Consider the following 22,702-nt stretch of genomic DNA (forward strand, 5'->3'; position numbering starts at 1 on the left):
TCATGGGCATGACTTCCGAGGAACACGCCGCCCGCGCGGCAGAGCTCGTCGCCGAAGCCGAGCGGCTCTACCAGATCTGCCTGGTCGACTATCAGACCAACATCAACGAGGACGACCATTCCGAGGAGCCGTACGTCCCCGGCGCCGACCTGGCGATGCTGACGGCCACGACCCAGCTCGCGCAGGTCCACGCCACGCTGGCGCTCGGCCGGGCGGGCCGCACGCCGATCACGCCCCCTTACGAAAGCGTCGAACTCGGCTACGGCGACGACGCACCCACCTGGGACCGCCGGTGATCGGTCAGCCGGCCGGCACACCCAGCCGGTCGAGCAGGTGACGGCGCAGACCACCGAACCCGGGATCGTCCTGGTGACGCGGCCTCGGCAGCGTCACCGGGACCTCCTCGGCGATCCGGCCGCCCTCCAGGATCAGGGCACGGTCGGCGAGCAGCAGGGCCTCGTCGACGTCGTGGGTGACCAGCAGCGCGGCGAAGCCGTGCCGCTGCCGCAGCCGTTCCAGCAGCTGCTGCATCCGTAGCCGGGTGAGCGCGTCCAGCGCGCCGAACGGCTCGTCGAGCAGCAGCAGCTCGGGCTCGCGGACCAGCGCACGGGCGACCGCGACACGCTGGGCCTGCCCGCCGGAGAGCTCGGCGGGCCAGGCGCCCCCGCGGTCGCCGAGGCCGACCTCGGTGAGCGCCCCGAGGGCCCGGGTGCGGGCGTCGGCGCCGGTCAGGCCGAGGGCCACGTTGTCGGCGACGCGTTTCCAGGGCAGCAGGCGGTGTTCCTGGAAGACGACGCCGTAGTGGTCGGGTACCTCGATCACGCCGGTCGCGTCCGGGTCGAGGCCGGCCAGGGCGCGCAGCAGCGTGCTCTTGCCGGAGCCGCTGCCGCCGAGCAGGGCGACCACCTCGCCCCGCCCGACGGTGAGGTCGGCGCCGTCCAGGACTTTCGTGTCGCCGAAGGCCCGGCGCAGGCCGGTGACCCGGACGGTCAGGTCGCTTGCAGGCCGCGTCGCCACGCCAGTGTCCTCCGTTCCGCGATGCGGATCAGTGCGTCCGAGAGCAGCCCGAGCAGGGCGTAGACGAGCAGGCCGAAGACGACGACGTCGGTCTGGGCGAACTCGCGGGCCTCCATCATCAGGAAGCCGATGCCGGTCTGTGCGTTGACCTGCTCGCCGACGACCAGGCTGAGCCAGCCGGCGCCGATGGCCAGGCGCAGGCCGAGGAACAGCGACGGCAGCGCGCCGGGCAGCACCACGTGCCGCAGCCGCTGCCACTGGTTGAGCCCGCACGTCTTGGCGGCCTCGACGAGCCGCTGGTCGATGTCGCGGATCCCGGCGTACGTGTTGAAGTAGAGCGGGAAGAAGCTGCCGAGCGCCACCAGGCTGATCTTGAGCTCCTCGCCGATGCCGACCCAGATGATCAGCAGCGGTACGAGGCCGAGGTGCGGCAGCATGCGGGCCATCTGCACGGGCGGGTCGATGGCGTTGTCACCGAGACGCAGCAACGCGGCCGTGGCGGCGAGCACCACGGCCAGGCTGCCGCCGATGGCCAGGCCGATCAGCGCGCGGGTCAGCGAGTCGAGCAGGTGGGTCGTCAGCTCGCCCTCGGTGGCCAGCCGCCAGCCGGTCCGCGCGACGACGCTGGGGGCGGGCACCTTCTCCTCAGGAAGCACGCCCGTCCGGGCCGCGGCCTCCCACGTGACGACCAGGACCAGCGGGCTGATCAGCCGGTACCAGCGGCGAGGCCGGCGATTCCGGGCCGGCGCGCGGGCCGGAGAGACGGCAACCTCGTTCAGAAGAGTCGTCACAGGAACGCCTCGTTGAACGTCTCGTCGACGCGCTCCTTGATGTTCACCGAGCCGGGGATGAGCTCCAGCTTGGTGAACCCGTCGGCGATGGCCTGCAGCTCGTCGCCGATCGCCGGGGTGATCGGCGCGAGCGGCTTGGCGCTGCGGGCGAGCGCCCGGGTGGTGGTGGGCTCGTCGATCTTCAGCTCGGGCGAGAGGATCTTCGCGCGTTCGGCGGCGTTGGCGATGCCCCAGTCGGTGGTGGCGCGGTACTTCTTGAGGAAGTCGCGAATGAGCTCGGCCTTGCCGGTCACCGCGTCCGGGGCGGCGAGGATGTATTCGCGGTTGTTGGCCAGTCCGGTGGCGTCGGCGAGGACCTGAACGCCCGGTTGTTCGGCGAGCGCGAAATACGGGTCCCAGATGATCCACGCGTCGACCTGGTCCGAGTCGAAGGCGGGCCGGCCCTCGGCGGGCTTCAGGTACTTCACATTGATGTCTTTGATGGTCAGTCCAGACTGTTCGAGCAGTTTCACGAGCAGCCAGTTGACGTTGGAGCCCTTGTTCAGAGCGACCGTTCTGCCCTTGAGGTCGGCGAACGTCTTGTAGCCCTTCGCCGCCTTGACCAGCACGGCCTCACCCTGCGGGACGGGCTCACTCGTACCGACGATCCTGAAATCGATCTTTCCGGCGGCCGCGAAGATCGGCGGCGCCTCACCGGTCTGACCGATGTCGATCGCGCCGGCCTTGAGGGCCTCGGTGAGCGCCGGGCCGCTCTCGAAGAGCGACCAGGTCGCGTCCGGCGCGTCACCGCGCGCCTTCGCCAGACTCAATCCGCCGAAGCGCTGATATCCGATGCGGAGCTTTCCGGCCTCGCCACCGGCGCTCGTGCCGGAATCCGAGTCCCCGCACCCGGCGAGAAACGCGGCGCCGAGCGAACCGATCAGAAGACTTCGACGAGAAGCAGGCATTGTTCAAAATCCTTTCAGCGGTACGGGGAGAGCCGCCCGAATCCGGAGCGGTGAAAGACCAGTGGCCCGGCGGCGGCGTCGGCGCCGTGTTCCACGGCGTGCAGTTGCAGCAGGACGATGGTGTGATCGCCGGCCTCGACCTCGCGGTAGATCGTGCAGTCGAACCGGGCGAGACCGTCCTCGATGACGACCGCGCCGTTCTCGGTGACGTCGACGCCCACGTGGTCGAACCGGTGCTCGACCGGCCCGGCGAGCTGCCGGCACAACTCGCCGTGGTGCGCGGCCAGTACGGTCACCCCGAGGTGGTCGGCGCGACGCAGGTCGGGCCAGGTCTTGGAGCTGTTCGCGATCGACACCGACACCAGGGGCGGCTCGAGACTCACCGACGTGAACGAGCTGGCCGCCAGGCCGACCGACGCCCCGTCGACCAGCGCCGCCACGGCAACGACGCCACTGGGGAAGTCACCGAACGCCTGACGTAGGCGTACCGGATCAAGGTCTTGATTGGTCTTCATCGCCCGGCGGCGGCGAACGGCACCCGGGCGTTGCGGTGACGCCGGGGCCGTTCGTCCTTCCACAGTCCGCGCTCGGCGAGGATCGGCAGCACACCCTCGCCGAACCAGTAGGCGCCCTCGAGATGCGGGTATGCGGAGAGGATGAACTCCTCGATGCCGAGGGCCGCGTACTCGGCGATCCGGTCGGCGACCTGCTCGTGGCTGCCGACCAGCGCGGTGCCGGCACCGCCGCGGACCAGGCCGACGCCGGCCCACAGGTTCGGGTAGATCTCCAGGCTGTCGCGGGAGCCGTTGTGCAGGGCGAGCATCCGCTTCTGCCCCTCCGACTCGCTGCGCCGCAGACCCTGCTGGACGGTCTCGACGGCCTCCGGCGGGATCCCGGCGAGCAGCCGGTCCGCTTCCGCCCACGCCTCGTCGGCGGTGTCGCGGGTGATGGTGTGCATCCGGATCCCGAACCGGATGGTCCGGCCCTGCTCGGCGGCGAGCCCGCGGATCCACGCGATCTTCTTCGCCACCGCGTCCGGCGGCTCGCCCCAGGTGAGGTAGACGTCGGCGTGCTTCGCGGCGACCAGCCCGGCGGCCGGCGACGACCCGCCGAAGTAGATGTCCGGTACCGGGTCCGGGATCTGGCCGAGGGAGGCGGCGTCCACGGAGAGGTGCTCGCCGTGGAAGTCGACGGTCTCGCCGGCCCACAACCGGCGGACGATCTCCAGGAACTCGTCGCAGCGGCGGTAGCGGGCGTCCTTGTCCAGGTAGTCGCCGTACATCCGCTGCTCGTGGCTCTCGCCGCCGGTCACGACGTTGAGCAGCAGGCGGCCCTGGGACATGTTCTGGAAGGTGCCGGCCATCTGCGCGGCCAGGTACGGCGAGACGACGCCGGGCCGGAACGCGACGAGGAACTTCAGGCGGTCGGTGGTCTGGCTGAGCATCGCGGTGCTGAGCCAGGCGTCCTCGCACCAGGCGCCGGTCGGGGTGAGGGCGGCCGCGAAGCCGTTGTCCTCGGCGGCGCGGGCGACCTGGGTGAGGTAGGCGACGTCGGCGGGGCGGCCGGAGCTGCCGGGCGCGAGGCCGTGACCGCCGCCGACGACGTGCCGGCCGTCACCGCCGTTGGTCGGCAGGAACCAGTGGAACTGGAGGGACATGAGGCCCCTTTCGGTGTAACCATCTAATGCCTATAGGTTCGCTAGATTTAGAACCAAAGGCAAGGCATCGGCTGTACGGGCATGCCGAACGCCCCATCGGTTACGCCGAACGGGCCGCCCCCGTCCTTTTGGTCACGCCGAACGGGCCAGCCGCTGGATGATCTCCTCGAAGTCCGCGATCCCGGCCGGCACCCGGTCGTACCGACGGCGCAGCATCAGCATCATCACCCCCGGGACCTCCCCTGCCAGCGGCCGCGCGGTGATCACCCCGGCCGTCTCCAGAGGGTCGCCCAGGATGCTGTAGTCCGGCAGGATCGTCGGACCGGTACCGGTCGCCACCAGCGTCTTGCCCATCTCCGCGCCATCGGTGGAGAACGTCTCCGGGGGCGGCGCGTCCCCGAACAGCCGCTGCGCCAGCCGGTGCATCAGATAGCCCGGGCGCATCGCCACGAACGGCCGTTTCCGCAGGTCGTCCACACTGATCGCGTCCTGCGAGGCGAGCGGGTCGTCGGTGCGGCAGCAGACCGCCGGGACGCCGTGCAGCAGAACCGTCCGGTGCAGCGCCGCGGGGATGTCGTCACCCGGGAACGCGTTTATCAGCCCGACGTCGAGCCTGCCCTCCAGGAGGCTGTCCTGGATCTCGGCCTGCAGCAGGGTCGCCACGTCGACGGTGGTGCCCGGGTGGCCCGCGCCGAACTCGCGCACCGCCGGGACCAGCAGTTTCGAGGTGCCGGCGTTGACCGTGCCGACCCGGATCGTGCGACCGGCCCGCTCCTGGTCACCGGCGACGGCCTTGAGCTGTGCCACCCCGGCGAGAATCTCGGCGACCAACGGCAGCAGGTCGCGTCCCTCCCGGCTGACCCGCGCGCCGGACCGGTGCCGCTCCAGCAGGGAGACGCCGAGCTCGCGCTCCAGCGAGCTGATCCCCTCGCTGAGCGCCGACTGGGACACGTGCAGTTGCTCCCCCGCCCGGCGGAGCGACCCGTGCCGGATCACCGCCATCAGGTACTCCAGCTGCTCGAACCGCATCGCCCCCGGCACCCCCTCGCCCGCCGCGAGACTACGCGCCCGCCCGGCCCGGCTGCCGCTCACGGGCCCTGCACCCGCCCCGGCCCGGCTGTGACTCACCGGCCTCACACCTGCCCGGCACCCCTCAACCGCAAGTCACCACACGAACCGCCTCCGCCGGCAACGTGGTGAACCACGCCCACCCGCGAACCACAAGTCACCACACCAACCGGCCCGCCCGGCAACGTGGTGAACCACGCCCACCCGCGAACCACAAGTCACCACACGAACCGGCCCGGCAGGGCGCCTGCCGTCCGCTGAGCCGAGCGGCCGCACGGCCGGGAGCCCTACGCGCGCCTGACGAGGCGCGCGGATGCGAAGCGGGGTGGCGGCCACCGATGTGGCTGCCACCCCGCCGGGTGCTACCTGGGTCAGAGGGTCAGGTCAGAGGGTGAGGGTCCAGGTGTTGATGTAGCCGGTGTCGGCGGACGCGGCGTCCTGAACCCGGAGGTTCCAGGTGCCGTTGGCCGCCTCGGACGACAGGTTGGTGGTGAAGGTGGTGACGATGTTGTCGGCGCTGCCGCCCGACCGGTTACGCAGGGTGTAGACGCTGCCGTCCGGGGCGACCAGGGCGACGACGAGGTCACCGCTGTAGGTGTGAACGATGTTCACGGCGACCGAGCTGGTAGCCGAGGCGTTACGGGCACAGCCGCTGATCGTCACCGGGGACGTCACCGTGGTGTTGTCCGGGATCGCCACGTCGTTGCCGTTGGTGGCCGAGCAGCCCGCCGGGCCGTTGACGGTCAGGGCGAACGTCGCCGAGCGGGTGACCGAGCCGCCGGCGCCGTTGAGGCTCACCGAGTACGTGCCAGCCGGGGTGCTCGCCGAGGTGGCGATGGTGACGGTGGAGGTGCCGCCGGCGGTGACCGACGCGGGGCTGAACGTGGCCGTGGCGCCGGTCGGCAGGCCGGAGGCGCTGAACGTCACGGTCTGGGCGCTGCCGTTGGTGACGGCCGTGCTGACGGTGGCGGTGGCCGACGAGCCCGGGTTCACCGCGGCGGAGGCCGGGGCGACGCTGACCGAGAAGTCGTTGCCGACCGGGCATGCGGTGTCGTTGCCGGCGACGTTGACCGAGGTCCAGGCGGCCTGGACGGTGCGGTACTCGGTGGAGCACTGGCCGTACAGGTCGGTAGCGGCCCGCAGGGTGTAGGCGCGGGACGTGTTCGCCGGGGTGCTGCTGTTGACGTACCGCGTGTTCGAGGTGAAGTAGACGTCGAGGGCGCGGTACCAGATGGCGGCGGCCTTGTCCCGGCCGATGCCGGTCACGGCGGCGGCGGAGCCACACAGCGGCGAGGTGCCGAACGCGGTGGCGCCGGAGCCCTCGGCCAGGTTGAAGAAGAAGTGGTTGGCCGGGCCGGAGGAGTAGTGCACGTCGATGCTGTTGGTGTTGGTCGCCCAGCAGCCGTGGGACGAGCCGTCCAGCGTCGGGTTGTACATGTACCGCAGCGGCGTGCCGTTGCCCCGGATGTTGATCTTCTCGCCGATCTGGTAGTCACCCGGGTCGGCGCTGGTGTTGGCGTAGAACTCGACCATCGAGCCGAAGATGTCGCTGGTGGCCTCGTTGAGGCCGCCCGACTCGCCGGAGTAGGTGAGGCCGCCGGAGACCACGTTCTCGGTGACACCGTGCGCCATCTCGTGACCGGCCACGTCGAGCGAGACCAGCGGGCGGGTGTTGCCCGAGCCGTCACCGTAGGTCATCTGGGAGCCGTCCCAGAACGCGTTGACGTACGCGCTGCCGTAGTGGACACGCGACGGGACGCCGGTGCCGTTGCCGAAGATGCCGTTGCGGCCGTGCACGTTCTTGAAGTAGTCGAACGTCTTGGCGGCGCCGAAGTGGGCGTCGACGGCGGCGGACGCCCGGTCGCTGGTCGCGCCGTTGCCCCAGTTGTTGTCGGCGTCGGTGAAGGTGGTGCAGGTGCCGCTGGTGCGGTTGTTCATGTCGCAGGTACGGCCGCTGCCGTGCGACGGGTCGATCATGCTGTAGGTCGAGCCGGAGAGTGTGGTGTCGACGGAGACGCTGCCCGAGTAAACGCTCGCGCCGGTGCCGGCGACCGTCTCGACGTCGTCGAACTCGCCGATGTACGCCCCGGTCTGCGCGTCGGAGATGACGTGCAGCGTCGACGGGGTCTGCTTGTCCTCGGCCCAGCCGGTGACGACGGTCTCCCAGGCCAGGCGGCCGGCGCCGGTGCTGGCGTCGACGAACAGTTCGGGGGCGGCCGAGCCGGTGATCTCACCGGAGAAGCGGGCCTTGGCCGCCTTCTCCGCCTTCTCCGCGCTCACCTTGGCGGTGGTGCCGAGGGTGAGCGGGGCGTCGAGGCCGACCGAGGTGCCGTCGTAGGCGCCGCCCGGCTTGGTGTGCACGACGAAGTCACCGCCGTAGACGCGCAGGCCCCGGTACTCACGGGTGTAGCGGACGTGCGCGGCGCCGTTGGCATCCACCTTGGTGCGGTACACGGAGTAGGACTCGCCGGCCCCGGCCTCGATGTCGGCGGGACGCGCCGCGACGATGTCGTCCGCGCGGTCGACCGCCTGCGCCTCGGAGGGCGGCGCGGCGGGGGTGGGCGGCGGTGCCGCGGCGCTGCTCGCGGCGGTGGCCGCGAGGGCGCTGCCGACCAGCAGGGTGACGCCGGTCAGAGCAATGGCTTTTTTCACTCGGTTCCTCCCCGAACCAGACATTTACGCATGGCAATGCGTGAATTCATTATGAGGATCGGATAATGAACGGCGTATATATCTTCGGGGTCATACCGTCGTGACACATCAGGGCCGGGAGCGCTCCCCTGAGCGAGCGGCGGCCGGATCGACGAGATCGGGCGCTACAACCGCTGAACCGGTGGTCGAATAAGAAGACATGGTCAGTCCGCTGTTCGAGGAGACGTCCGTGATGCGGGCCGCCCACCGGGCGCCGCGTCACGGCGAGGAACAGTCACGGGCGGCCTTCGAGGCCAGCCCGTCCGGCATGATCATCACCGGCGTCGACGGGCGGTTCGAGCGGGTCAACCCGGCCTTCGCGCGGATGCTCGGCCGCACCGTCGAGGAACTGCACGGCCGCGACCACCGCGAGTTCACCCACCCCGAGGACCTGACGGCCGGAACCGGTGACACCCTCGGTGAGCTCGAGAAACGGTTCCTGCGACCGGACGGCACGGTGGTCTGGGCACGGGTCACGACCACCGCGATCACCGGACCGGACGGCCGGGCACAGCGTCTCCTGCAGGCCGAGGACATCACCGCCCGCAAGGACGCCGAGGCACGTGCCGCGCGCGAGACCGACCGGCTGCGGAGCATCATCGCCATCCAGCGGGAGGTCGCCGCCGCGGCCGCCGACCGCGACACCGCCCTGCGGCTCGTGGTGCAGCGGGCCATGGAATCCCTGCCTGCCGCGGAGGGCGCCATCATCGGCATGGTCGACGGCGACGAGCTGTATCCGGCGGCCACGGTCGGCGCGCTGACCGCCAGCAGCGACATGCGGGTGCGCGTCGACGGCTCGCTCGCCGGGCAGGTCGTGACCAGTGGGAAGACCCTGCGCTGCGACGACATCGGCACCGACGTGCGGGTCGACCGGGACAACAGCCGGTCCGCCGGCGTCCGATCGATGATCATCGCGCCACTCTTCGCCGACGGCCGCGTCTTCGGCACACTGGGCGTCTGCAGCGGCCTGCCGTACGGGTTCGGCGACGCCGACACCGAACAGCTGACCCTGCTCGCCGACGCGCTCACCGGCGCCCTGCGGGCCAACGCCGCGGTGACGGCCCTCGAGATCAGCGAGACCCGGTTCCGCTCGGCGTTCGACAACAGCCCGCTCGGCATGGTGCTGACCGGCCTGCGGGAGGACAACCTGGGCGTGGTCCTGCGGGCCAACCCGGCGATGGCCGCGATCACCGGCTACCCCGTCGAGCGGCTCGCCGGGATGCGCATCCACGACTTCCACCATCCCGACGAGCACGCCGCCACCGACCGGGTGCTCGACGAGCTGAGCCGGACCTCCCTCGACACGTACGCCGTCGCCAAGCGGTACCGGCACGCCGACGGGCACACCCTGTGGGTACAGGTGCACTCGGCCGTGATCCGTGACGAGCAGGGCGTCCCGCTGCACGTCGTCGCCCAGGTCCAGGACGTGACCGACCAGCGCCGGACCGAGCAGGCGCTCGCTGACCGCAACCGTGAGCTGGAGGGCGCCAACCACCTCAAGCAGGATCTGATGGGGATGCTGGGGCACGAGATCGGCAACCCGCTGACGTCCATCCTCGGCAGCACAGAGATCTTCGCCGACTGCTGGGACGAGCTGACCGCCACCCAGCAGCGCGCCATGCTCGCGACGATCGCCCGTAACGCCAACCAGATCGACGGCATCGTGCACGAGGTCCTCACGCTGGTGACCCTCGATGCCGGGCGGATCACCGCGACACCCGAACCGGTCGGTGTCCAGGAGCATCTGACGCTCGTCCTGGCGAACACCGGCACCTCGGCACTGCTGGACTGCGCGGCCGGGATCACCGTGTCGGTGCAGCCCGGTCATCTGTCCCAGATCGTGACGAACCTGCTGTCCAACGCCCGCAAGTACGGAGGTGGCGCCACCATGCTGACGGTCGGCACGGACGGGCCGACCGTGCGGATCGCGGTCCACGACGGCGGTCCGGGCGTACCCGATGCGCTACGCCCGCTCCTGTTCGAACGGTTCAGCCGGGCCTTGGACACCACGAAGACGGTCAAGGGCACCGGTCTGGGCCTGTACATCGTGCGCGAACTCGCCCGCGCGAACGGCGGCGACGTCCACTACGAGCCGGCGCCGGACGGCGGCTCGATCTTCGTACTGAGCCTCCCCGGGGCCTTCTGACGCACGCCGAGGATGTCGATCAGGCCGGAGATCCGCAGCACCTGACAAACCACCTCGGACGGGTCGACGATCGCGAACGTACTGCCGGCCCCCTCCACGTCGTGCAGGCAGCCGATCAGGCACCGCACTCCCGCCGCGTCCAGGAACGTCACGGCGGCCAGATCCAGTTCCACCGCCGAAGGGGTGGCCGCGGCCAGGCCCGCGACGAGCTGTCCGTGCAGTTCGGCGGCACTGATCGCGTCCAGCTCACCGGTCAGCACGAGCCGGAGCAGCCGTTGAGCGCCGACCTGCTGCACGACGATCCACAGGGCGGGCGTGTCGCCGTACGACATCATGAGCTCTTCCCGGTGTCATGGGCTATGGCGACGAGACTGAGCACGTGCTGCGCCACGGTGCCCGACGGCGCGAACAGGCGCAGCTGCCGCCCGTGCTCCCGGCTCATCGCGGTGGCCTGCTGCAGGACGGCTACCCCGGCGCTGGCCAGTACGGTCACCCCGGTGAGGTCCACGGTGAGGTCCCGTGTGCCGCCGGCGGTCAGCCGCCGTAGTTCGCGGGCCATCATTCCGCTGGTCAGCGCGGTCACCGGCCCGTCCAGGCGGATCGCGGGCGGCGGACCGGCCGGCTGTTCGAGGATGAGCAGCAGCTCCGGGTCGGTCCGGCCCCGGCCGGGCGGCGGCACCGGCGCGAGCCCGTCCGCGTCGAGGAGCCGGGCCGGACCGGCGAGCCGGTGCGTCAGGGTGGCCGTGGTGCCACCCGCGCCGTGGTCGATGCGCAGGTCGTCGACCATCGCCCCGGCCATCACGAGTCCCAGGCCCCGGCGCTGCCCGCTGATCGCCGGCGACCGCTCCCGCCACCGGCCGCGGTCGCAGACCTCGATCCGTACGGTCCCGTCCTCCCGCAGTTCGCCGGTCACCGTGAGCGGGCCGGGTTCATCGGCGTACGCGTGGTCGACCACGTTGGTGACCAGCTCACCGATGGCGTGCTGGACCGCGACGAGATCACCGCTGCCGCCTCCCACCCCGGCCAGCCAGCCCGCGACCGTGCGGTGCACGGCACGGACCGAGTCCGGTGTCGCGGCCGTCTCCAGATCCACCCCCGGAGCCGGCGGGGTCCGCTGGGCCGCCAGGATGGTGATGTCGTCGGCGTGACCGGTAGCGCGTACCAGGAGTTCGATGGTCTGGTCGCAGACCCGCCGTGCCGCGGTCGCCTCCGGGTCCGGCAGCGCCCGGTCGGCGGCCGCGTCCGACGCCACCTGCAGCAGCTCGGCCACCGCCTGTCCGTGATGGCGGCCCGGACGCTCGAGGATCCCGTCGCTGTACAGCACCAGCACCGCGCCCTCGTCCAGTTGCGCGTCCGCGACGACCGGTGGCCGCCCGGACGCCAGCGGCCCGGATCCGGTCGGCGGCAGATAGCGCGCGTCGCTGCCCGGAGCAGCGATCAGTGGCGGCGGGTGACCGGCGGTGCAGTAGCGGATCGAACCGTCCGCGGTGTCCAGCACGGCCACGCAGACCGTGGCGGCGCGGGCGCCCGGCACCCGTGCGGCCACCCGGTCGGCGGCCGCCAGCGCCGCCACGATGTCGCCGTCCTCTTCGAGCCGGTCGTGCAGGACGGCCCTCAGCTGGCTCATCGTGGCCGAGGCGGCGACGCCGTGCCCGACCACGTCGCCGACGACCAGCGCCACCCGGCCGGCGGGCAGCACGACCGCGTCGAACCAGTCGCCGCCGGCTGCGGTGTCCGCCTCCGCGGGCAGGTAGGAGGCGGCGATCCGGGCCTGCGGCAGCACCGGCAGGCCGGCCGGGAGCAGGGCCCGTTGCAGCGACGCGATCACGTCGGCGGCGTGCGCGTACCGCTGCTCGGCCAGTTCGGCGCGCTCCTGGGCGGCATGCCGTTCGCGTACCCGGTCGGAGACGTCGGTGACGATGACGATCATGCTGCGGTCCGGCGCTGCCGCCGACCGGTGCGGCAGGAACTCGCAGTTCAGCGACACCTCGATCGCCTCGGCGGTCTCCTGGTCGACCAGGTGCATCCGCCATTCCCGGATCGTCTCCGGCACGCCCGAGGCGTACACCCGGTCCAGCATCTCGTAGACCTGCTGCCCAGCCAGCTCAGGGAACAGCTCACGGGTCGGGGCGCCGCCCGGCGCGGGCCGCCCGGTCAGAGCCCGGTAGGCCGTGTTGGCGGCCACCACGCGGTGTTCCGGGCCCTGGGTGACGGCTACGGCGATGGGCAACGCGTCGAAGACGCCACGGACGAATTCGGCGTCACCGACCACACGGTCACGCTCGTCGGGCTTCTCCACCGCCATGCTGGGGTACAACGCCCGCCGGCTCCAACGGACGCGGGTCGGCGACGGTATTCACCGTCCCGGCGCTCGGCACGTCCGGACGGCGGGTGATCCTGACGATCCAGCGGCGGGCCGGCTCCTCGATGTACTGATGGGCACCCTCGGCGATCAGCAACAGGAAGAAAATCACGATCACCAGGGAGACGTACGGGACGAGCCCGCTGCCCTTCTCGATGAACTCGGCCGCGGGCATCTTGCCGACCAGCCACCGGTGCGTGATGTAGAGGGCGTAGCTGGCCACCCCGAGCCGCATCATCGGCGCCGTGGCCAGGAACCTGGCCATCCACCCGCGGTCGGTGGCCAGACTGACCAGCACGAGCGCGAACGGTGCCACGAAGAACAGCCCGTAGGAGGCGGTCCCCCACCCCGGGCCGGTGCTGCGGAACATCGCGAGCCCGAAGACGTAGCAGAACACGAAGGCCTGCACGAGGTGGTGCCGCCGGGTGCTCCACCCGCGGACGTGCGGGATGAGGAACGCGACCGCCATGCCGCACACGAAGATCGGCAGGTAGCAGAGGGGGTTGCGGTAGAGCCAGCGGTGCGCCGAACCGGGGTCGGCGGCGGGCAGTGCGGACCGGCCGCTCAGGTAGAAGTACGTCCAGAGGGCGAACACGATCAGGGTCATCGCCGCGATCAGGGTGACCAGGCCCCGGGCGCCGAACCGCCGGTACAGGCGCGCGACGTACGGGATGAGGAAGGGAAAGAGCAGGTAGAAGAACATCTCGACGCCGATGGACCAACCCGGGCCGTTGTAGTAACTCTGCGCCACCTTGATGTCGCCGCTCCACGTCTGCACGGCGAAGACGTTCTGCAGCAGCGGCACCGGATACTGGTGGCGGCCGACCACGTAGTAGTACGCCACGCAGTAGGCGATCATCGCCCAGTACAGCGGCATCACCCGCGCGATCCGCGCGACGTAGAACCGGATCGTCCGCCGTCCCTCCCAGAACCGCAGGTCAGGATAGTTGTAGGCGAGGACGACACCGGAGAGCATGAAGAACATCGGTACGCCGATGTAGCCCCACTGGGCGATCTTGGCGAGTTCCTCGGGCAGGCTGTCGGGCACCCCGGTGTGCGAGACCACGACACCTGTCGCGGCCACCGCCCGGAGTCCGGTCAGAGCCTTCATCTCGGGACGCCGCGCGTGCGGTCCCGGCGAGGTCGTCGCTGTCACGTTCGTGGTTCCCCCGTGGTCGAGCCGTCAAGGACACGGCATTGCACCAGCGCCCGGCGAACGCCGGCACACGTACGGGATGAACGCGGGCTTAATGGTTGGACACGACCCCTCCGTCCGGGAGGCGCGGCTCACGTCCGGCGCGTTCCAGCCGATCGTGTTCTTGTGCATGTCGGGATCCTGGAACGCGTCGACGGGCAGCCGCTGGAGTTGCTGGTGGGCGCGTTCACCGCCAGCCCGGTGCCCAAGGTCGTCGTCAGCCTGGCCGAGGGCGAGGTGGGACGGTTCGTCGCGGTCAACCGGGCGTTCAGCGACCTCGTCGGATACGGCCATCACGAGCTGGTCGGGCAGTCGTCGCTGCTCGTGGTCGCGGCCGAGGACCGGGCCGTGGTCGACGGGCTCTTCGACGGAATGGTCCGCGGCGAGATCCGCGAGGCGGTGATCGAGCGGGTCCTGGTCCGCCGCGACGGCTCCCGGGTGTGGATCTCGTCCCGGAACTTCCTCGGCCACGACCACGCCGGGCGGTCGTTCCTGATCGCCGAGGTGGTCGACAGCGGCAGCCGGCGGGCGCCGGCCGACAGCGAGGCCTGGTTCCGGTCGCTGGTCGAGGCGTCCCCGATCGGCACGGCGGTGCTCGACGGCGACGGTCACTGGGTGCCGGCGAGCCCGGACCTGCTGGCGCTCACCACGCTCGACGGGACGGTGCTGCGGGTCAACGCGGCCTGGCAGCGGCTACTCGGCTGGTCCGAGGACGACCTGGTGGGTACGAGACTGTCCGCGCTGCGGCATCCCGACGAGGTGGCGGCGGCAGACGGCCCCGGCGCGGGGACCTTCCGGTACCGGGCCAGGGACGGCGGATACCGGTGGGTGCACTGGTCGGGCACGGTCGTCGCGGACCAGCAGGTGGTCATGGCGACCGGGCGGGACGTCACCGACGCGGTCACGGCCGAGCGGTCCGCGGCCCGGGAGGCGGACCGGCTGCGCGCCACCATCCGGGTCCAGCGGGAGATCAGCGCGGTGGCCGCCGATCGCGACGAGGTACTCCGGCTCATCGCTGACCGTACCCTCGAGGTGATCTCGACCGGCGAAGCCGCGTCGGTCCATCTCACCGACCCGGACGGGCAGGCCATGCGGATGGTCGCCGCCACCGGGGGCCTCGCCGACGGCGACCCTCAGCTGCTCACCCTGCTGGCCGACGCGGCCATGACGGCGATCACCGGCCAGGTCGAGGACGTGACCGCCCGCCGGGCCGCCGAGTCCGAGCTGCGCCGCCAGGCCCGCCTGCTCGAGCTGATCCCGGCCGCCGTGATCGTGCGCGACCTCGACGGTGTGATCCGCTGGTGGAACGCGGGAGCGACGGCTCTGTACGGGTGGCCGCTCTCCGCCGCCACCGGCAAGCCCGTGGACCGGCTGCTGGTCACCGCGTTCGACGGTCACGACACCGCCGCCGGGCAGCGTGAGCACCTGGAGCGCGAGGGATCCTGGGAGGGGCAGCTGCAGCACGTCACGGCCGGCGGGCGTACGCTCACCGTGCTCAGCCGCCAGGTCCTTCACCAGCCCGAACCGGGCTCCGACGGCCGCCGCGAACCGCCTCAGGTCCTCGAGATCAACACCGACGTGACCGCGGCCCGCGACGCCGAGGTCGCCCTCGCCGAGAGCGAGCAGCGGTTGCGTGCCCAGTTCGACAACTCCGCGGCCGGGCAGGTCATCCGCGCGCTCGACGGCACCCTGATCGCGGTCAACCCGGCGTTCGCCGGGATGCTCGGGTACACCGTCGGCGAGCTGACCGGCACCGCCGAGACGGACCTGCTCGACCCGGCCGACCACCGCGACTACCAGCGCCTGACCGCCGGTCTGTTCGCCGGGGAGGCGGACTCGTACACGCGGGAGGGCCTGCTCCGGCACGCCGGCGGGCACCGGGTCGACACCGAGGCCACCATCTCGCTGGTCCGCGACGACAGCGGACGGCCGAAGCACCTCATCGGCGTGTTCACCGACATCAGCGGCCGCCGCACCGCCGAACGCGCCCGGGACAACGCGGCGGCCGTGCTCGCCGAGCGCAACACCGAACTCGAGGCCGCCAACCAGCTGAAACTCGACATCATCGGCATGCTGGGCCACGAGATCGGCAACCCGCTGACCACCATCCAGGGCCACGCCGAGATCCTCGCCGACGACTGGGCCGGCCTTGACGACCGGCGCCGCACCCGCGCGATCGACGCCATCGGACGGCAGGCCACCAGGCTCGACACGATCGTCCGCGAGGTCCTCGCCATGGTCACCATCGACGCGGGTTCGATCCGCGCCGACCGCCACGAGCTGTCCGTCCGCGAGGAGGTGGCCCGCGCCCTCGACGACGAGCTGGTGCCGGTCTACGGCGAGGACGTGCGGGTGCTCTTCTCCCCCGGCCACCTGCAGCAGATCCTGGTGAACCTGCTGTCCAACGCGGCCAAGTACGGCGGCGGCGCGACCGCCGTGCACATCGGCCGCAGCGAGCGGCTGGTGCACGTGACCGTCGAGGACGGCGGTCCCGGCGTGCCCGAGCAGTTCCGCGACCGCCTGTTCGACCGGCTCACCCGCGCCGAACGCGACGCCACCAGCGTCAGGGGCACCGGCCTGGGCCTGTACATCGTCCGTGGCCTGGCCCGCGCCAACCACGGCGAGGTGCACCACGAGCCGAACCCGGCCGGCGGCTCCCGGTTCATCGTCGATCTGGAACCGGCTTCCCTCTGCGAGGGTGGCGCGCGGGGTTCATCCTGAGGAGGTGCGCCTGATCCTCAATGTCCTGTGGTTCATCTTCGGCAGCGGATTCGTCCTGGCGATCGGGTACGGCGTGGCCGCGCTGATCTGCTTCGCCCTGATCGTCACCATCCCGTTCGGCGTGGCCTCGCTGCGCCTGGCCGTCTACTCCCTGTGGCCGTTCGGCCGCACCGTGGTGAGCCGCCCCAGCGCCGGCGTCGCCTCGGGCGTCGCCAACGTCCTGTGGGTCGTGCTGGCCGGATGGTGGCTGGCCCTGACCCACCTGGTCGCCGGGATCGCCCAGTGCGTGACGATCATCGGCATCCCCTTCGGCATCGCCAACTTCAAGCTGGTGCCGGTCGCGTTCTGGCCGTTGGGCCGCGAGATCATCGACCTCGGCGACTAGCCTCGCGGCCGGCCGCCCTCCACTCGCCAACCTTGTGGGGTTCGGGTCGCTTCCGCGGCCGATCCGCACAAGACCTGTGACAGCGGCGACAAGCGTTCATCGGCGCTGGGTCAGCCAGCGCATCACGTCGAGGGCGTGTGAGGCCGGGTCCGGGATCGGATGAAAGACGTGCTCGACGCGGTCGTCGGTGACGATCAGGGTGAGGCGTTCGTAGACGGTCAGGTCGCCGTCGGTCCGGGTCGGCAGGGCGGTCGCGGCGGCCAGGGTCAGCTTCGGGTCGGGGATCAGCGGGTACGGCAGGCGCAGGCGGTGGGCGAGTTCGCGCTGGTAGCCCGTGGACTGGGCGGACAGGCCGTACACCCGGGCCGCGCCGGCGGCGAGCAGTTCGGCGTGGTGGTCGCGCAGCCAGCTGTCCCGGCTGCGGGCGCCGTGCACCTCGAGCAGGCCGCGCGGCAGATCGACGCCGGGACGACCGGTCAACGGGTAGACGAACACCACGGTCCGGCCGGGGCCGAGCGCGTCCAGGGCGACCGGCCGCCCGTCGCTGGCGTAGAAGTGCAGCCCCGGCAGCGGCTTGCCGACCAGCTCGGCCGGGTCGGTGCCGGGCGCGGGTGGGCCGGTCACGATGCGGTGAGCGGCGGCGTCGATGCGGGCGTCGAGGGCCTCCCGCTGGGCGGTCAGCTCGCCGATCCGCTCCTGGAGGCTGCTGACGGTGCTGCGGAACGTGGCCACGGCGGCCGCGCACACGTCGTCGTCGTTGGCGATCGACTCGACGAACGGGCGGGTTTCCTCGACGGACAGGCCCAGGGCCATCAGCTCGCGGATCTGCGCGACCTGCCGTTCGGCGATCGGCTCGTAGTCACGGTAGCCGTTACCCAGCCGCCGGGGCACGACCAGCCCGGCCTCCTCGTAGTAACGCAACGCCCGGATCGTCGTCCCGGTCCGGCGCGCCAACTCCCCCACTCGCATCCCGAAACCCTAAACCCGCACCTCAGGGTACGGGTCAACGTGTCACTTCTCGCGATGACAACACCTCGTGCGGACGGCCACGCTTTCCCCCGTACAAGCGAAAGGGGTTGATCGAGAATGACAGCCATCAGCCGGGTCGCCGGGCGGCAGATCCTGGACAGCCGGGGGAATCCCACCGTCGAGGTGGACGTGGTGCTCGCGAACGGTGCGACCGGACGCGCGGCCGTCCCGTCGGGAGCGTCCACGGGCGCCAACGAGGCGGTCGAGTTACGCGACGGCGATCCGGACCGGTTCCACGGCAAGGGTGTCAGCCGGGCGGTCGCCGCGGTGAACGGTGAGCTCGCCACGGCTCTGACCGGCCTCGACGCCGAGGAGCAGGCGCTGATCGACGCCACGATGATCGAGCTGGACGGTACGAAGGACAAGAGCCGTCTCGGCGCGAACGCGATCCTCGGCGTCTCGCTGGCCGTGGTGAAGGCCGCCGCGGCCGCGCACCGGCAGCCGCTGTACCGCTACGTCGGCGGGGTCGGCGCGCGGCTGCTGCCGGTGCCGATGATGAACATCGTCAACGGTGGCGCGCACGCCGGCAACCCGCTCGACTTCCAGGAGTTCATGATCGCGCCGGTGGGCGCGCCCACGTTCTCCGAGGCGGTACGGATGGGCTCCGAGGTGTTCCACACGCTGCGCAAGCAGCTGGCCGCGGCCGGGCACAGCACCAACGTCGGCGACGAGGGCGGGTTCGCGCCGGACTTCACCGACGCCGACGAGGCGCTGCGGTTCGTGGTGAGCGCCATCGAGGACTCCGGCTACCGTCCCGGCGCCGACATCACGGTCTGCCTCGATCCGGCCAGTTCCGAGTTCTTCCACGACGGGGCCTATGTGTACGCCGGCGAGAAGCGCACCCGCAGCGTGGACGAGCACATCGCGTACCTGCTGGACCTGGCCGGCCGGTACCCGATCAGCTCGATCGAGGACCCGATGGCCGAGGACGACTTCACCGGCTGGAAGCGGCTCACCGCGAAGGCCGGCGACCGGCTGCAGCTGGTCGGCGACGACGTGTTCTGCACCGACGCCGACCGTCTGACCAGCGGTATCGAGGGTGGGTACGCCAACGCGATCCTGGTGAAGGTCAACCAGATCGGCACGCTCACCGAGACCCTGCGCACGGTCGACACCGCGCACCGGGCCGGGTACCGGGTGGTGATGTCACACCGATCCGGCGAGACCGAGGACACCACGATCGCCGATCTGGCCGTCGCGACCGGGTGCGGGCAGATCAAGACCGGTTCGCTGTCGCGCAGTGACCGGACCGCGAAGTACAACCAGCTGATCCGTATCGAGGAGGAGCTGGGCCGGGCCGCCGCCTACGCCGGCCGGGCCGACCGGGCGATCGACGCGAACAGGAATCCGCAGTTCAGGACGGTGTAGCCGACGATCAGCCAGGTCATCGGGCCGGGACCGGCAGCGGCGGCCACCGCGATCACGGTCACCTTGAAGCCGTGGTCGCGGACCATCTTCACGGCCTGGACCGGCCACGCCCGCGACGGCAGCAGACTGAGGTTCGCGCCGTCGCGGGCCAGCACCGACGTCACCATGGAGATCATCCAGCTCGCGGCGAACAGGGCCACCAGCCAGGCCGGTGCGCCACCGGCGAGTATCACGACGGAGATGACCAATCCGATCTGTACGGCCACGTCCACCAGCACGTCGAGCCGCCCACCCGCCTCGGAGGCGACGCCGGTGACCCGGGCCAGCTGACCGTCCGCACAGTCGGCGAGGTAGGCGGCCTGCCACGACAGCCACGCCATCGCCGCCGCTGCCGGGGTCGCGGCGACGACGAGCGCCGAGCCCGCGACCCCGAGCACCAGGTTGACCAGGGTGAGCGCGAAGGGTCGCAGCCCGAGCCGGTGAGCCAGCACCCCGAGGTGAGCCGCGATCGGATAGTTCACTCGTCGGGTGAAGAGCCCGGCGTCGGGCCGGGCCGCCCGCCGGAAGTCCTCACTGCGCGTTCTCTCCACCGCGCGATCATCGCCCTCCCCCGCAGTTCTTGTGAGGTTCGGGTCGGCCCGGCGGCGCGATTTCACAAGATCTCGCGGCTCCCTCATGGGCAGGGGCGAAGATGATCACTACTAGTCCTTGGACTATAGTCCCTTGCATGGCCCAGCGTATCTATCTCGTCGGCCCCACCGAGGTGGGAAAGATCCTCGGCAACCTCAGCCGCCAGCGCGTCTACCAGATCACCATCCAGCCGGACTTCCCCGAGCCCGTCGCCGAACTGGCGCAGGGCAAGGTGTGGCTCGGCGAACAGGTAGAGGCGTGGGCCGCCAACAGACGGGTGCGGATCGCCAAGCCCCGGCGGAGCTCACCGGCGACCGAGCAGTAGCCCGGCGGGCCCTACGGGTCCAGCCACAGGTGCCCGGGGACCCGTGAGGTCTCCGCAAGCTCGTCGACGAACGCCCGGAACGACGGTTACTCCGGCGTGAGAACCCAGTCCGGCGGGGTGGCGGACGGGCCGGTCAGCCAGGCCGACAGTTCCTGGAGTCCGTCCGGCCCGCCCGAACCACCCCGCCACACCACGCCCGGAACCCGGCCCGACAAACGCGGTGCCCAGGGCGGGGCGACGGGACTCATTGACATGTTTCTTTTGTTACGCGGATTATGGGAGCGCTCCCAACATCATCCCCACGTCAGCGGAGACTCTCGTGCAGAAGACAATGCCGTGGAAACGGCTTGCGAGCGCCGTCCTGCTCGCCGCCGCAGCCGCCGTCCTACCACCGTCCGCCGGTGTGAGCGCCACCGCCGCACCCGCCGAAACACGTGTCGACATCGACGTCCGGGCCGGTCTGGCCGGTGTCGGTGACGTCGCGGTCGGCGTCAACCACGCCATCTGGGACAGCCAGCTCGGCACCCCGGCCGTCGCCGACCTGCTCGGTGACGCCGGCGTGACGATGGTGCGCTACCCCGGTGGCTCCTACGCCGACATCTACCACTGGCGCGATCACACCGCTCCCGGCGGCTACGTCGCGCCGGACACCGACTTCGACACGTTCATGGCCGGCGCGCGGCGTACCGGCGCCCAGCCGATGATCATCGCCAACTACGGGACCGGCACCGCCCAGGAGGCCGCCGACTGGGTCCGCTACGCGAACGTCACCAAGGGGTACGGCGCCAAGTACTGGACCATCGGCAACGAGAACTACGGCAACGGCCACTACGGCTCGGCGTGGGAGGCCGACGACCACGCCGACAAGAGCCCCAAGGAGTACGCGTCACACGTCGTCGCCTACTCACAGGCGATGAAGGCCGTCGACCCGACCATCAAGGTGGGCGCCGTGCTCACCATGCCCGGCAACTGGCCGGACGCCATCGTCGGCTCCGGTGACCAGGGCAGCTGGAACCAGGAGGTGCTGACCCGCGCCGGGGCGGCGATCGACTTCGTGGACGTGCACTGGTATCCGGGCGGCAGCGCGCCGGCCGACGCGCTCGACCGGACCGCGCACATCCAGGACGCCGTGTACCTGCTCAAGCAGCAGATCAGCCAGTACGCCGGCACGAACGCGGACCGCATCAGGATCAGCATGACCGAGACGAACGTCGACGTCGGCCGCAACACCCAGCCGGGCGCGCTGTTCCTCGCCGACGCCTACAGCTCGCTGCTGGCCCAGGGCGTGTTCACCGTCCACTGGTGGAACGTCCACAACGGCCTGGGCACGGTCTCCGAGATCGCCGGCGAGACCGACTACAACGACTACGGCCTGCTCTCCAGCGGGAACTGCAACGCCGACAACACCGTCTGCCAGCCGCCGATGAACACGCCGTTCGCGCCGTACCACGCGTTGTCTCTGGTCGGCGACTTCGCGAAGGCCGGTGACCGGTTCGTCGGCGCGGGATCGAACGACGCTCTGGTCAGCGCGCACGCGGTGCGCAAGGCCAACGGCGACGTGGCGGTGCTGCTGATCAACAAGGATCCGGACGCGTCGCGGACCGTGGAGCTGAACTACCACGGGTTCACGGCCGCCGCGGGCACGCCGTCGGTCGCGAGCTTCACCAACGGAGCGGACGGGGTGGCCACGGCGCCGGCCGGGTCGGCGTCGTCGCAGACGCTCGCGCCGTACTCGATCTCGCTGGTCACGGTGCGCGCCGGCCGTACCGAAGCGAACTCGCCGAAGGCGCCCGGAAAACCTGCCGCGACCGTGACCGCCCGCACCGCGACGATCTCCTGGCCTGCCGGGCCCGCCGGGCTCAAGTACGAGGTGTTCCGGCAGAACGGCGGCACGAGCGAGCAGCTCGGCGAGACCACCGGCACGTCACTGACCGTCGGCAACCTCGACCCGGGCCGCCGGTACACGGTGAACGTGGTGGCCCGCGACGGCTCGGGCCGGGTCTCCCCCGCCTCGCCGCCGCTGACCTTCACGACCGGCACTCCGGGGAGCTCGACGTGCACGGTGAAGTTCCGTGACGTCAACGACTGGGGCAACGGGTACGTCGGCGCGGTCGACGTCACCAGCAACGCGGCGGCGCCGGTCAACGGCTGGACGCTGACGTTCACCTGGCCGACCGGCTGGCAGAGCGTGAGCAGCGGGTGGAGCGCCACCTGGAACCAGAGCGGCCGTACGGTCAAGGTGACCAGCGACGGCGTCCTGGCGCCGGGGGCGACCGCGAGCGTCGGTTTCGTCGGCAACTACAGCGGACCGAACGTGCTCCCGGCGGTGTTCGACCTGAACGGCGCCGTCTGCACCAGCGTCTGATCCGG

The 22,702-nt window shown here is 71.0% G+C and carries 20 protein-coding genes; 7 read left to right on the forward strand and 13 right to left on the reverse strand.

Annotated elements, in window-relative coordinates; all coding sequences use genetic code 11:
- Positions 1-8 precede the first annotated feature (8 nt).
- Positions 9-296 carry a hypothetical protein gene (locus CLV67_RS48440; protein WP_239166950.1) on the forward strand — a complete coding sequence of 96 codons (288 nt, stop codon included), beginning with the start codon at positions 9-11 and terminating at the stop codon, positions 294-296.
- Between the two features lie 4 nt (positions 297-300).
- Here the strand turns inward: CLV67_RS48440 and CLV67_RS48445 are convergent, their stop codons facing one another.
- The 7 genes from CLV67_RS48445 to CLV67_RS48475 form a co-directional block, all read right to left on the reverse strand.
- The gene (locus CLV67_RS48445) at positions 301-1,017 is read right to left on the reverse strand and encodes an ABC transporter ATP-binding protein (protein ID WP_106330758.1); all 717 of its coding nucleotides are present in this window, start codon (positions 1,015-1,017) and stop codon (positions 301-303) included.
- The gene (locus tag CLV67_RS48450; RefSeq protein ID WP_106330759.1) at positions 990-1,808 is read right to left on the reverse strand and encodes an ABC transporter permease; all 819 of its coding nucleotides are present in this window, start codon (positions 1,806-1,808) and stop codon (positions 990-992) included. The genes CLV67_RS48445 and CLV67_RS48450 overlap by 28 nt, the downstream gene beginning before the upstream one ends.
- A complete protein-coding gene (locus CLV67_RS48455) occupies positions 1,805-2,755 on the reverse strand; it encodes an aliphatic sulfonate ABC transporter substrate-binding protein (protein WP_106330760.1) in 951 nt (316 codons plus the stop codon). Before CLV67_RS48455 ends, CLV67_RS48450 begins: the two co-directional genes overlap by 4 nt.
- A gap of 14 nt (positions 2,756-2,769) precedes the next feature.
- The gene (locus CLV67_RS48460) at positions 2,770-3,270 is read right to left on the reverse strand and encodes a flavin reductase family protein (RefSeq protein WP_106330761.1); all 501 of its coding nucleotides are present in this window, start codon (positions 3,268-3,270) and stop codon (positions 2,770-2,772) included.
- Entirely contained in the window at positions 3,267-4,412 is a 1,146-nt protein-coding gene (locus CLV67_RS48465) for an LLM class flavin-dependent oxidoreductase (RefSeq protein WP_106330762.1), read from the reverse strand. The genes CLV67_RS48460 and CLV67_RS48465 overlap by 4 nt, the downstream gene beginning before the upstream one ends.
- Before the next feature lie 132 nt (positions 4,413-4,544).
- Complete coding sequence (locus tag CLV67_RS48470; RefSeq protein WP_239166949.1) at positions 4,545-5,504, reverse strand: LysR family transcriptional regulator; 960 nt, start codon at positions 5,502-5,504, stop codon at positions 4,545-4,547.
- Positions 5,505-5,864: 360 nt separating this feature from the next.
- Entirely contained in the window at positions 5,865-8,132 is a 2,268-nt protein-coding gene (locus tag CLV67_RS48475; protein WP_203737848.1) for a M4 family metallopeptidase, read from the reverse strand.
- A gap of 199 nt (positions 8,133-8,331) precedes the next feature.
- Here CLV67_RS48475 and CLV67_RS48480 point away from each other — a divergent pair, with 199 nt between their 5' ends.
- Complete coding sequence (locus CLV67_RS48480) at positions 8,332-10,317, forward strand: sensor histidine kinase (protein WP_106330765.1); 1,986 nt, start codon at positions 8,332-8,334, stop codon at positions 10,315-10,317.
- Here the strand turns inward: CLV67_RS48480 and CLV67_RS48485 are convergent.
- Genes CLV67_RS48485 through CLV67_RS48495 form a run of 3 tightly spaced genes read right to left on the reverse strand, consistent with a single transcriptional unit; the run spans position 10,257 to position 13,835 of the window.
- Positions 10,257-10,652 (reverse strand): STAS domain-containing protein, encoded by a 396-nt coding sequence (locus CLV67_RS48485; RefSeq protein ID WP_106330766.1) that lies wholly within the window; start codon positions 10,650-10,652, stop codon positions 10,257-10,259. The two genes, CLV67_RS48480 and CLV67_RS48485, sit on opposite strands and share 61 nt — an antisense overlap.
- Positions 10,649-12,616: a SpoIIE family protein phosphatase gene (locus CLV67_RS48490; protein ID WP_239166948.1), complete on the reverse strand. Its 1,968-nt coding sequence runs from the start codon at positions 12,614-12,616 to the stop codon at positions 10,649-10,651. Before CLV67_RS48490 ends, CLV67_RS48485 begins: the two co-directional genes overlap by 4 nt.
- Positions 12,594-13,835 (reverse strand): acyltransferase family protein, encoded by a 1,242-nt coding sequence (locus tag CLV67_RS48495; protein WP_170154289.1) that lies wholly within the window; start codon positions 13,833-13,835, stop codon positions 12,594-12,596. The genes CLV67_RS48490 and CLV67_RS48495 overlap by 23 nt, the downstream gene beginning before the upstream one ends.
- Positions 13,836-14,000: 165 nt before the next feature.
- On the opposite strand from CLV67_RS48495, the gene CLV67_RS48500 reads away from it, so the two are divergent.
- Both CLV67_RS48500 and CLV67_RS48505 read left to right on the forward strand, forming a co-directional pair.
- Positions 14,001-16,595, forward strand: coding sequence for a PAS domain-containing sensor histidine kinase (locus CLV67_RS48500; RefSeq protein WP_170154290.1), 2,595 nt, complete (start codon positions 14,001-14,003; stop codon positions 16,593-16,595).
- A gap of 4 nt (positions 16,596-16,599) precedes the next feature.
- A complete protein-coding gene (locus CLV67_RS48505; protein ID WP_106330788.1) occupies positions 16,600-16,980 on the forward strand; it encodes a YccF domain-containing protein in 381 nt (126 codons plus the stop codon).
- Between the two features lie 96 nt (positions 16,981-17,076).
- Here the strand turns inward: CLV67_RS48505 and CLV67_RS48510 are convergent, their stop codons facing one another.
- A complete protein-coding gene (locus CLV67_RS48510) occupies positions 17,077-17,949 on the reverse strand; it encodes a MerR family transcriptional regulator (RefSeq protein WP_106330769.1) in 873 nt (290 codons plus the stop codon).
- A 117-nt stretch (positions 17,950-18,066) separates the two neighbouring features.
- On the opposite strand from CLV67_RS48510, the gene eno reads away from it, so the two are divergent.
- Positions 18,067-19,377: a phosphopyruvate hydratase gene (gene eno, locus CLV67_RS48515; protein ID WP_106330770.1), complete on the forward strand. Its 1,311-nt coding sequence runs from the start codon at positions 18,067-18,069 to the stop codon at positions 19,375-19,377.
- On the opposite strand, the gene CLV67_RS48520 is transcribed toward eno, so the two are convergent.
- Complete coding sequence (locus CLV67_RS48520) at positions 19,314-19,967, reverse strand: CDP-alcohol phosphatidyltransferase family protein (RefSeq protein ID WP_170154291.1); 654 nt, start codon at positions 19,965-19,967, stop codon at positions 19,314-19,316. The genes eno and CLV67_RS48520 overlap by 64 nt on opposite strands.
- Before the next feature lie 137 nt (positions 19,968-20,104).
- Here CLV67_RS48520 and CLV67_RS48525 point away from each other — a divergent pair, with 137 nt between their 5' ends.
- A complete protein-coding gene (locus CLV67_RS48525; protein ID WP_106330772.1) occupies positions 20,105-20,332 on the forward strand; it encodes a DNA-binding protein in 228 nt (75 codons plus the stop codon).
- 86 nt (positions 20,333-20,418) lie between these two features.
- Here the strand turns inward: CLV67_RS48525 and CLV67_RS52500 are convergent, their stop codons facing one another.
- Positions 20,419-20,586 carry a hypothetical protein gene (locus CLV67_RS52500; RefSeq protein WP_170154292.1) on the reverse strand — a complete coding sequence of 56 codons (168 nt, stop codon included), beginning with the start codon at positions 20,584-20,586 and terminating at the stop codon, positions 20,419-20,421.
- Positions 20,587-20,663: 77 nt separating this feature from the next.
- Between CLV67_RS52500 and CLV67_RS48530 the strand changes: the two genes are divergently transcribed.
- A complete protein-coding gene (locus tag CLV67_RS48530) occupies positions 20,664-22,697 on the forward strand; it encodes a cellulose binding domain-containing protein (protein WP_203737854.1) in 2,034 nt (677 codons plus the stop codon).
- Positions 22,698-22,702 lie beyond the last annotated feature (5 nt).

This window comes from Actinoplanes italicus (assembly GCF_003001815.1).
GTDB classification, from domain to species: Bacteria; Actinomycetota; Actinomycetes; order Mycobacteriales; family Micromonosporaceae; genus Actinoplanes; species Actinoplanes italicus.